The sequence below is a fragment of the Methanosarcina sp. genome, from assembly GCF_049706645.1.
Lineage (GTDB): Archaea > Halobacteriota > Methanosarcinia > Methanosarcinales > Methanosarcinaceae > Methanosarcina.
In genome coordinates this window covers 154,855-166,661 of record NZ_JBNAKP010000024.1, presented here as the reverse complement: position 1 = coordinate 166,661, position 11,807 = coordinate 154,855, and the positions used below count along the sequence as shown (strand labels likewise).

Sequence of the window (11,807 nt, the reverse complement as noted above, 5' to 3'; positions counted from 1 at the left end):
GCAGGAGTTTTTCAGAACGGATCAAGACTCAGGTGCACACCCTTAACTTTTATACTTATTTTCTTCTTAAGGCATATACCAGCATTAATACCATTAACAGGCTTATCGCTCCGAATCCGGGTATCCCCTGAAGGATTTCGGATGCAGGTTCAGGAGTGGGTTGAGGGGCTGGATCCTTTATGTGGATAGGAAGATCGAGCGCGTGATCTTCTGCAGCTTCTTTGTCATCCCCAAAGTAATAGACTATCCTGCCTGTGACATTAAAATCTCCAACCTGGTTGGCTGCAATCCTCACTTCAATATCCCTTCCCTTGCCAGGTTCAATCTCATATGTAGTCGTGTACTGTCCCGCGCCGGACTGGACAAACTCTGTAGAAGAGACGCTCATTCCGGAAGGAGGAATAATAATAGCCTGGACGTGCATGGTAGGCTTTGTAATAAGATTCACGGCTGAAAGCTTGAGTAGAATGTCTTCTCCCTGAAGAACTTCGGTTTTCTCCCCGTGAAGGTTTACACTCGCAGAAGACACATCCGGCTTTTCCTCTGGCGCATCTTCAGGTTGTTCCGCTTCTATGCTTTCAGGCCTTTCGGCAGGTTCGCTACTATAGTAATTGTTTACAGTAGTAGTTTGTGTGTTAGTTTGTGTGTTAGTTTGTGTAGTATCATAGTAATTGTTCACGGTACTCGTTTGTGTGTCTCCGTTTTGTCCGGCTGCTGCACTTTCTTGTGAATCAGCTGGCGTTTTCTCCAATTCTTCCGTTGAATCGGTTTCTACTTCGGGTACGGGAATAGAACCTGTAAACTGCCCGAAAGCCTTGGGGAAATTACCTACCTTTACTGTAGCTGTGACAGTGTTTGTAGCCGTATCAATTACGGAAACAGTATTCTCGTGATCGTTCGCCACATATACCTCTGTTCCGTCCGGGTTTACTGCAACTCCGTAAGGGCTTTTTCCTACGCTCACGGTGTTTGTAACAGTATCTGTGGCTGTATCAATTACAGAAATTGTATTACTATCCATATTAGCCACATAGACCTTTCTTCCATCCGGACTGACTGCAGCTCCAGTAGGACGTGTACCTACATTCACCGTAGCAGTAACCGTGCTGGTTGCGGTGTCAATTATCGAGACATTGCTGGTGCTTCCACTCATCACATATACCTTCGTTCCCGCGACTGCAACTCCACCAGGGTATTGATTTTCTACATTCACAGTAGCTGTCACGGTGTCTGTAGCTGTATCGATTACAGAGACGGTTCTATCGACGTCGTTAGTCACATATGCCTTTGTTCCTTCGACTGCAACCCCAAAAGGATGAACTCCTGCATTCACTGTGGCTGTAACCCTGTTTGTAGCCGTATCAATTACGGAAACAGTATTGCCCCCGTAGTTTGTCACATATACCTTTTCTCCATCCGGGGTGACCGCAACTCCGTGAGGATTGGTTCCTACGCCCACAGTCGCTGTAACAGTGTTTGTAGCGGTATCAATTACAGAGACAGTATTACTGCCCAGGTTTGCCACATATACCCCTGTCCCATCCGGGGTGACTGAAACCCCCTCGGGGCGGCTTTCTACGTTCACGGTGGCTATTACAGTTTTTGTGGCTGTGTCAATTACGGAGACTGTATCGCTGCCGCCATTTGTAATATATGCATATATCGTGTCTGGCGAAGTACTCTGTGCAGCGGCTACCGATATAGTAAATGAAAATACGGTTAAAAACAAGAGAAGGGCTGTTGATGCTAAAATTCTTGGGTTTGATTTTTCTTTCTTTCTCACTATTTTTTCATCCCCTTGTTACAATATTTTCTAAAAAATATATTATGAATAGCTAAATTTTACGAATAACTTTTAAATTTTTTCATTTTAACCTGAAGTCTCTAATAATTCCTTAATTTTAGAGAATTTGTCCGGGAATAAATGTCAAATTAAAGCCACTCTATGTAGAAATATCAGGCTATTTCAGGTTTAAAGAAAAAAGTTTTGAGTTTTTTGATCAGCTTTTTAAAAGAGTAATCGATATTTTAGTTTATTATAACTAAGTTTCATACAAGCCCGCGGAAGATTATACCTGAAAGTTGTTTTTGATACTTTTACAATTTTACGTGTCCCCAATTATCATTAACTTAACTGGTAGTTTACCTCTATCAATTAAAATAGAAAATAATAAAAGTCTCACATGAAATCGCATTGTCAAAGATGCTAACTTTTTAAGAACATAAATGGGAAAGTTTTTTTAAAACTATTCTAAACGAGCTCATTCTAAAACCGATCTTATTTACACATCAATAAGATTTTCAGAAACAATTTCATAATCGGAAGATCGATTGACTAATCAAAATTAGAGAATTAAGGACGTAATTCCGAGTTGTGGGGCCAGCTCAATAAAGGTAATTACTTTTGCTTCGACAATTTTTTTAGAATAAATGCCAATAAGTAACGAAGATTAGAATATATTTTACTTATAGAGTAATATAATATCACTTATTATACTTATTTGATATCTTTTCAATTAATTCAAAAATTACTATAAATTCACACGAATATTATGTTATTTATTCAAGTTCATAATATTATGGTGCAGCCTGAAAAATATAAAGATTATATAAACTGTACCTTAGCTTTGGAAGATATCAATTATGTGGGGGTAAATAAGTGAAAGATAAGGGGAAATTGTATTCAGTAGCTTTTGCTTCAACAGCCTTAATTTTTACGTTTCTAGTTCTATTTTCAACAGTAGCGTCAGCGGCACAGGTGACGAGAATTGGTAATGGATCTGATCCTGCGATTTATGGTAATAATGTGGTATGGACAAATGATAGTGTTATTCACGTTTATGATCTGACCGCCAAAACAGACACTACAGTTAACTCTTCTGCAGCGTCCTATCCAGCTATTTACGGCAACAAATTAGTGTGGCATGACGAAAGCAGTGGAGTACCAAGGCTTGCTGTATATGATATATCTACAGCTGCAATAACTTATATCACACAGAATGTAGACCAATCTAGCAGACCTGCCATTTATGGCAACAAAATCGTGTGGAGTGCAGATTACAACGAAACCAACTACAATTATAACGTATACATGCGCGATATCTCAACCTCTACACAGACTAAAATTGCAGAAGGCAATGATCCTGATATTTACGAGACCAGGATAACATATGGTTATGAAGACGATGATGGGCGAAACATTGCTGTTTATGATATTAATACTAAGGAGACCATAAAAGTACATCATTCCAGCCAGGTATTTAGTCCTCTAATATACGGTAATAAAGTGATATGGTCAGACTTCTATAACAGAGACGGGTTTATACAAATGTATGACCTTGTTACTGAAAAAACTATTGATGTTACCAGTGACCATACAGGTAATACTTTATACGGTTCTGATATTGTTGATGCTGGAGCTGACACTGGCACTCACCCCAATATACATGGTGACAAAATCGTATATTCAAAATCTGGTAATGACCAGTTTGGTAGTGCAGGTGTATATGTATATAATATTTCCACAGGGCAAAGTACACAATTATATAACTATCCAAAAGAAACTTACACAACACCAGATGTGTACGATAACATAGTTGTCTGGGGTTTTAGCACTAACTTCGGTCCTGGTACCAGCAGTACAGACATCTATCTACTTGACCTTACAACAGAATTTGAAAAACCGACAGCAACTTTTACTGCTAATGTAACATCCGGCGCAGCACCTTTAGTTGTTTTATTTACTGCCAGTGGCATTGACAGCATATCTGATTCATGGCTCTGGGATTTTGGGGACGGGATTAACTCAAAACATGCCATGAATGCCACGCATACATTTACGAATCCCGGCACATATAATGTTACTCTAACTGTAACCAGTGAGGCTGGTAATATCTCTATAGCCAAACCGGGCTATATCACGGTTACAGATTCGGTTATTCCGGACACGGGGATTTTGATTGCAAACTTTAATAGCAACGTTACCGAGGGGTATGCTCCTCTGGCGGTACAGTTTAATGATACTTCCCTGAATGCAGTCTCAAGGGTTTGGGATTTCAATAATGATGGAAAGACTGACTCCAGTGACCTGAATCCTGTTTACATATATACTCATCCGGGAAAATATTATGTTAATCTGACAGTATACAATGGAAACGGATTATCTTTAAAAATTACTACAATAACTGTACTGGAAAGCAGTTCTGGCGGCGACAGTAGTTCAAGCAGTGGTGGAAGCAGCAGCAAGAGCGGAGGCAGCAGTGGCGGAAGCGGTGGTGGCGGGGGCTCCCCCGAATCTGCAAAAAACGTTGAGGTAAAGGAACTCTCGCAGGTTTACATTACAGGCAGTAAACCCATAAAGTTTGATTTCGTAAAGAATGCAACCTGCGTGGCATATGTGAGTTTTGATGCGAAGAAGACGTGCGGGAGGACAACAACCATTGCCGAGCAGCTCAAAGGAAAATCCTCTTTAGTCTCTGAACTGCCTTCCGGAGAGGTTTACAAATCCTTTAATATCTGGGTCGGAAACGCAGGATTTGCAACTGAAAAGAACATCGAAAACCCTGTAGTATGCTTCAAGGTTGAAAAGACCTGGTTAAAGGATAAGGATATCGACCAGAATTCGATCACCCTCAACAGGTACAGCGATAAAAAATGGTCACAGCTGCCTGTAAAACTGTTGAGAGAAGACGATAAGTACCTCTACTTCACGGCAGAAACCCCGGAGTTCTCATCCTTTGCAATAACAGGAAAAGCTGTAGAGAAAGAAACTGTGGCTGAGACAAAACCTGCAACTGACACTTCGGAGCTTGAGCAGAATAGCAAAACAGTAGCGAAAACTGAACAGAAAGAAATCTCAAGTATGCCGGGTTTTGAAATAGTTTGCGGAGTAGCTGGTCTGCTTGCAGTATTTCTATATAAGCGAAAGTAAAAAATAAAATTCCAAAACTCGATATAAAAAACCAGAGATAAGAGGTAAATCCTCTTATCTATTCTTACTATTTCTCATCTGTTATCTGATTTTGAAAAAGTTTGAGGCCGAGTCTTTTTTAAAAAGCTTGCATTAAGTTTTCTCAGGGTATTTCAGGTGAATACTCTTGAAGTAGTCCTTACTGACATTGGCTTTTCCAGGATAGCAGCAGTAAGGGTTTTCAAATTTGGAATCCGTCGTGAAATAGCAGGCTCCCCTGCACCCGCCCCTGCACATAGCCCCTTTATCACAATCCTTGCAGCTCCCTGTCAGCATTCTGGTGTTGAAATTCCTATTATAAGCAAAATTGCCTTCTTTATACCAGATTTCGGACAGGGATTCTTCACGTAAATTGCCTTCTATGAATTCGTCCGAGTACAGGGATTCACAACCTTTAACATTGCCTGTACTACCTATCCCGACAACCCTTAAACCTGCCTGGCATCCTGACCATGCGCAGATTGTTCCGGGCTCGCTTCTTATGTATAATTCATTGTCATCGAAATATCCGATATTGTCTCCCGCATAGATAGCGATCTTTCGTTCATTACGCTTTTTTCGGATAAACCCGGTAATCAGGGGCACTTTTGCGGGATCGAGAAGCATACTCTTTTTATCGGCCATATTTCCCATCGGGTTAACGATCTGTATCTGCCAGACCTTTACATCCTTTTCCACAAGTAGATCGTACATTGCCGGTAAATCTTCAAAGTTTCTATCTACCAGACTGGTTACAACCGCTACAGGGATGCCCTCTCGGTTAAGCGTATCAAAGGCTTCCATCACTCTTTCGAACGAGGTACTTACATTTCTCATAATATTGTGATTCTCTTCCATCCCGTCGAGAGAAATTCCCACATTAATTAACCTGGCATACTTGATCTGGGCAATTTGTTCATCTCCAAGTAAAAACCCGTTGGTAATGAGGTTGACGTCAACGCCTTTCTCAGACAGCTTCCTGGCTATCTTTTCCCATCCTTCGTATAGAAAAACCTCGCCCCCAATAAGCGTTACCTGCTTGCATCCGAGATCTGCCAGTTGTTCGGCTACATTAAGACATTCCTCGACCGTGAGCTCGCTTTCTCGTGCTTTCCCTGCCACAGAACCGCAGTGCCTGCATCTCATGTTGCATTTTAGTGTAAGCTCCCACACACAGAATTCAGGTTTGTATTCGTCCGGATTCATCATATTACTCCGTATTATAGAGCAACCTGATCAAAAGCCTGTACAACGGATTTGAGCATTCAGTATACTCTATTAATTTAGATATTAATTTAAAAAAAGTTTAAATACGGGGATATTAATTCCAGTTTTCCTGTATCAGGAATTCTCACATGCAAAACTAAATCAAGAACACTTAAGTTTGTCAAAACCGGTACGTTTCAGATATTTTGATTTTTTGTGCTACTGATTTTGTAATTCAACCGCCGTAGTTCAACCGCATAAAGCATATCTGTACTCTATTTTGTTTAGAGGCAATTTCATTTTAGAGGCACGCCGTAAAGAGGCCTGACCATACCGTACAGAGGCACAGGCCGAGGCTCCGGTATCGGTGGCCTTATGTATACACACCCTCCCCCGGGGTACAAAATCAACATATTTTTGCTAATAATCATTGCTTCACCCTCCTATATCATTAAAACTGGTTAAAACTGGATTGTGTAATCATTATTATTCAAGCAATATAATTGGCAGGGAAATTTAATTTAGAAACATATAGTTTTTTCAATTATTTCTTTATCAGCTTAAATCCTATCAAGTAATGATAATTATCCCCTTGCCTGACTAATTAAAGTATCCAGCACTCAGTCCACGAGAAAAATGAGAGAAACCTGGCCACTTTAATGGAGGAGGAAGTCTTGTGATGCGAGTTTTTCCTGTTTTCTGTGTTTCGTCTTTTCATTCGGGATCGGTGAAGAAGTTCAGGTAACTTCTCTTACTTTACTTCACACCATTCCCCGGAAGATAAGCCTTGAAGTCGCGGTAGAAACTGCAAATATTGCAATTGAGATCGGGAGCATGCAGGCGAGGTCGTATTTCAGCTGCGCCCGATCGCCTCCGTATTCAACCGAACCTGCAAAGCGGGTAAGGATCGCACTGATAAGGACAATGTAAACCCCTATTGCAAGCAGGAAATGATCTGGAGAAATGGACTGGGAAAAAGCCGCCTGCCCGATTTCAACAGGCATTCCGGACAGATCGGCAGGGATTCGGTTTACCCTTTCGGCTACCTGGCTCAGGATTTTCGTAATAACTTCGGAAAGGGCAAGGGTAATCCCTGCAATAAGAGGGGCAAAAATTACAGCCGTGGAGCGCATGGTTGAGGTGACGTCGTAAAGTGAACGGCGGATCCGCTCCTCTACTTCTCCCAGCTCTTTTAAATGGTCGGCAAGCTTTATGATCGAGGCACCTGCAGCTTCATGGTTTTTGTGGACACTTTCCGTAAAAAGGAGCATTGTGTTTCGGATTCTTTCCGAATATATGTGCCTGAAGGCTCCGAAATCTTCGTCAAAGATAGCAGCTTTAAGATTTGTCCTCATACTTAGCAGGTTCATTGAGATTTCCCCAAAGGCTTCTCCGATTTTTGAACCTTCCATAGTTCGCGCAGTATGGGCAAAAGCTTCTTCAGGGGCTTTTCCTTCTGAAATCCTCCGCCCGAGCACAAAAAGGGAATCTGCAAATTCCTGTTCCATCTCTTTTATCCGGTCTCTTATTTTCTTGTAAGGGACAGCCGAGAAGTACAGGTAAGCCGAAATGGCTGCCGTTCCGCCCAGAATAAGCGGGAGCGTGGGTGAAAAATATCCTTCAAGGGGCATGGTTGCTACTATTCCTCCCGGATTTCCAAACTTCAGCAGGAGATACCCGAAAGGAGCTATAAGGAAGAACACCAGGACTGAAAATATTAAGGCAAAACGTTTTTTCTGTTTGATATCAGCAAGCTCAGGATGAGAGTCCGGAATTTGTCTTGGAATAAAAGCAACCGGCCTCTGCATGAGAATATATTCGGAGTAGAGGGCTGCAAGAGCCGGAAAAATCAGGTCATAGAGGAAGATAAGATCTATTACTTCAGGTTTCATCCCTACGACTGTAACCGCAGGCAGGAGAGCTACCAGGGCAAGTGGGATCAGGATGAAAATCGAGTAGAGAATATAACTTGGGGTCTTGAGCTTTGCTGCAAAAGCGTCCATAAGGCTTTCTGTGCCTTCAAGGCTTATATCCAGGGCACGATTCAGGGTTATAACCCTCTGGGCTTCGTCAGGTTCGGCTGTCGAACTTTTGATGAGGTGAAGGGAACGCTTGAAGTATTCGCTGTTCCTTCCCCAAAGGTCGGCAAAAGAAAGGAGAGCATCGTCCATGCTGCTGTAAATCCTGAGGTTGAGGTCCCAGGCCAGTTTCCTCAGGTCTTTTGCAAGCGGCCTCTCGGAGTTCCGGGCTGCAAAGAGTACGGCGTGTTCCAGGTTAGGAACGAGTTTCATGGACATTACTATATAACTCAGGATCTCAGGAATGTCTCCGAGCGAGGAGATCTTCATAAACCCTGCCCTTAGCTTCACATACTCGCTCAGGTAACAGAGTGCGATCAGGGGAATAATAAAGGTCAGGATTCCCATTATATAAAGCGTTCTTACATCAAAACTTCTGGACAGGATCAGGAAAAGATCCATTCCGGCCAGCAGGATTAAAGTTGCAAAGGTTCCCACATAGGAAAAGAGCACGGTTTCAAAGGCTTCAAGGTCAAAACCGGTAAACCGAAGGGCATCCCTGTACTCCTGGCTGACACTTTTTTCGCATTGTCTGCGGAAGGCAACGGGGTCAGGAACAGCCCATATCCATTGCTTTGCTGTGGTTTTGCAGGCTTGTACATACCAGTTGCTCTCTTCGGCCATATTTCTCCCTCATATAATTATTTCCCTGTGCTCGAAGCTTTTCCGGCAAAATTCTCAAACCAGGCCTCCCATTGCCTGTAAAGGGTTTCCAGATCATCCCCGCAGCCTGGTTCCGAATCATTTGCAGAGTTATTTGCAGAGTTATTTGAAGAATTATTTACGTATTCATTTTCGTATGGCCTGCCTTTCTTCATAGAATCTGAAAGCAGCCAGAACATGTTATTTGCCTGGCTGACGGCTTCGGCCTCGAGCAGGAAAGGTTTCTTTAGCCCTTCCATTGCAATTTTTTCTTTTATCCTTGTTCGAAGCTCTATACCTTTCAAAGCCCTGTCTATGGAAATCCCCCATTTCCTGGCGATCTTTTCTATAAGTTCGGACTGTCCCTGTTCCAGGGCTTTTCCTGCAAGCAGGAAGTCCTGAGATGCATCGTAATTCATTATGTCCGTAAAGATATCCGAAGGCTCAGGATTTTCGATTACTGCACCTGTAACTTCTGCAATTCGGCTCACTCGTTTTAGTTTTTTCATGCTGCCTTCGAGCCTTATGCCTGAGCAGATAATTACGGCATCCGTAGCTTTGAAAGAGGCGGGAGGAACTCCAAGGGTGTGCACGATTCTCTCATATACGTTTTCAGTGGACGAGCCGTGAATGGTCCCTATAACCGAATTTCCGGCTTTTCCGACCTGCATGGCTTCGTAGAGCACTTTTACTTCCGGTCCCCTGACTTCTCCCAGAACCAGGGCGGAATTCCCAAGGCGCAGAGCCGCACGAAGCGCGGTTTCAGGGCTCATCTCCGCTCCTGATTTCAGGACCGAGGACTGTGAACTCATTCCCTGAACCTTCCAGCCCAGGCTCTGGAGCTTCTCGATAGGCAGCTCGTGTGTGTCTTCGATTGTAAGAATCCTGTACTTCTGCGGAATCTCAAGCAGCATGGCTGACAGCAGGGAGGTTTTTCCGGCTCCGACTTCTCCTGCGACCAGGACTGAAGCCTGCCCGTCCATGAGAAAACTTAAAAGCCCGGCTGCATATGGGGAAACCGACCCCGTATTGATCAGTTTCGGCAAAGTCCAGGGAGAGAGGGAATGCTTTCGGAAAGCGTAGGCAAGCCCGCTTGCACTGAGCGGGTCTCCTATTACCGAGACCCTTACCCCGAAAGCCTCAAGGTTAAGTTCCAGCACAGGAACCGCTTCTCCAAAAGGCCTGCCGCTGATGATCCTGAACCTTGATACCAGGGCATCGAGGTCATCCTGCGAGAGGAAAACATTACTTACGCATTCCTCTCCATCCAGCACAACGTGGACAGGATTTTTATCGGCCGGGGCATTGATATAAACATCTGTAATCCTGCCGTCGGAAAGCAAGTCCTCTACTATCCCGAGCCCGTTCGTATACCTTGCAAGCAGGTCGGCGTAGCTTTCCAGCTCATCAGGATCGCAGGCGTCTCCACTTGCGAGCAGTTCTTCTTCCAGAAGCGTTTTTGCCATTCGCCTGAAATATTCTCTTGCTCCGGCCGGGTCTGTAAAGGCAAGATCCTTTGGCCTGTGCCGGATCATTCGCATCCGGACTTTCTCAAGCAGCCTGAGTTCTTCCTCCCTGAGATTATACTCAGGAGGCCTGATCATGTAGAGTTTTTCCGGCCTGTCGGTATAGCGGTAAATCGAGACCTCAAGCTTCCTGCCTTCCCTGCCGTCTATATCGTAACATTCAAGAAACTCGGTATTCTCAGGCGCATCCGCATATACCCTGGAACTGGAAAAAGGAGGCCGAACATGCGGCTTGATCCCGCTTTCGTAATCGAAAACCTCGTCCGCAGAGCTTTTTCTTTTCTCCCGCTTTTCCTTCCGGCTTGCAGGCGCCAGAAACGGGAGATGTCTGGAAATCTCTGCCAGGGTCACTTCTCCCGACGTGTCCTTTATCAGGCTTCCTGCCATTTTTCCCATTGTTTTTCCTATCGATTTCCCAATTCCTTTTTCGGAACTTTCGACCTGCTCTATTGAAGAAGCTCGAATTTCGGATTTTTTAAAAGCAGGAATTTCAGGAAAGCAGGATAGTTTTTCTTCAATTTCATGAAGCATGTGATAAAAACGCTCGGAACAAGCCTTGCAAACAGAAAAAGCCCCCATACCATCTTTTGGAACCTTATCTAAAGTCTTCTTCAACATTTTACCCTGAATAAACTGCTTTATTTCCAGCCTGGCTTTTAGAGGGTCGGCCTCTACGGTTTTAGCAAAAGAAACAATTATTTCTTTTCTTTCCAGTTCACAGGCTTTCTTTTCAGGCAAGCTGCAGGCTCCGGGAACTTTTTCCGCACTTTCGTACGCTGTAATGATCCCCTCGAAACCTGCAAGAGTATAAAGTAAAGACAGGGCTTCCCCTTCGTAGTCCCGTTCATACAGCCTTGAGAGTACCAGGCAGTCGGCCTGAACCTCCTTGTGCAGGATTCTGAAAATGTTTTTTCTGCAATGCATATCGTTAAGGGAGGATCCCGAATCACATTCCCGGCAATTGATAGCAATGGTTTTCCGGGTCTTTGTTTGTTTTATTCGATAAAAACAGGTTTCTTCTTCCTTTTTATTCTGTACGGAAAGACTGCCATAATTAAGGGCATTGACAGCATCCTGAAGCTTCGCCTTTATGTTCAAATTTGACCCCCATTTCCCAGTCAACTTCTTAATTTATCTTTAAGTGTATTAAATATTTTCGACCGATCGTCAGGAACTCTATTTACCTTTTCAGCCACCTGGCTCAAAAATTGTAATAACCTCGGAAAGTGCAAGAGTAATCTTTGCAATGGAGGGGCAAAAATTACAGCAGTGGAGCGCATAATTGAAGTGTCCTCATACTTAGCAGGTTCATTGAGATTTCCCCAAAGGCTTCCCCGATTTTTGAGCCTTCCATATTCCTGGCAGTATGGTCAAAAGCTTCTTCAGGGGCTTTTCCTTCCGAAGTAC

At 43.4% G+C, this 11,807-nt stretch carries 5 protein-coding genes; 1 reads left to right on the top strand and 4 read right to left on the bottom strand.

From position 1 onward, the window contains the following. Window positions 1-55: 55 nt before the first annotated feature. Window positions 56-1,783, bottom strand: coding sequence for a beta-propeller fold lactonase family protein (locus ACPK8D_RS10210; protein ID WP_424717743.1), 1,728 nt, complete (start codon window positions 1,781-1,783; stop codon window positions 56-58). An 876-nt stretch (window positions 1,784-2,659) separates the two neighbouring features. Here ACPK8D_RS10210 and ACPK8D_RS10205 point away from each other — a divergent pair. Beyond that, on the top strand, window positions 2,660-4,930 hold the full coding sequence (locus tag ACPK8D_RS10205) for a PGF-pre-PGF domain-containing protein (protein ID WP_424717742.1): 2,271 nt from the start codon (window positions 2,660-2,662) through the stop codon (window positions 4,928-4,930). Window positions 4,931-5,062: 132 nt separating this feature from the next. Here ACPK8D_RS10205 and ACPK8D_RS10200 read toward each other — a convergent pair whose 3' ends face one another. From ACPK8D_RS10200 to ACPK8D_RS10190, 3 genes are all read right to left on the bottom strand, one after another. Beyond that, window positions 5,063-6,154: a radical SAM protein gene (locus ACPK8D_RS10200; RefSeq protein ID WP_424717741.1), complete on the bottom strand. Its 1,092-nt coding sequence runs from the start codon at window positions 6,152-6,154 to the stop codon at window positions 5,063-5,065. 761 nt (window positions 6,155-6,915) lie between these two features. Continuing rightward, a complete protein-coding gene (locus ACPK8D_RS10195; protein ID WP_424717740.1) occupies window positions 6,916-8,856 on the bottom strand; it encodes a hypothetical protein in 1,941 nt (646 codons plus the stop codon). A 17-nt stretch (window positions 8,857-8,873) separates the two neighbouring features. Next, a complete protein-coding gene (locus tag ACPK8D_RS10190; protein WP_424717739.1) occupies window positions 8,874-11,498 on the bottom strand; it encodes an ATPase, T2SS/T4P/T4SS family in 2,625 nt (874 codons plus the stop codon). Window positions 11,499-11,807: the final 309 nt, after the last annotated feature.

Bases quoted from the DNA above. Each gene is read 5' to 3' on its own strand.
- ACPK8D_RS10200 (WP_424717741.1), bottom strand. From the start codon at position 6,154: ATGAATCCGGACGAATACAAACCTGAATTCTGTGTGTGGGAGCTTACA.
- ACPK8D_RS10195 (WP_424717740.1), bottom strand. From the start codon at position 8,856: ATGGCCGAAGAGAGCAACTGGTATGTACAAGCCTGCAAAACCACAGCA.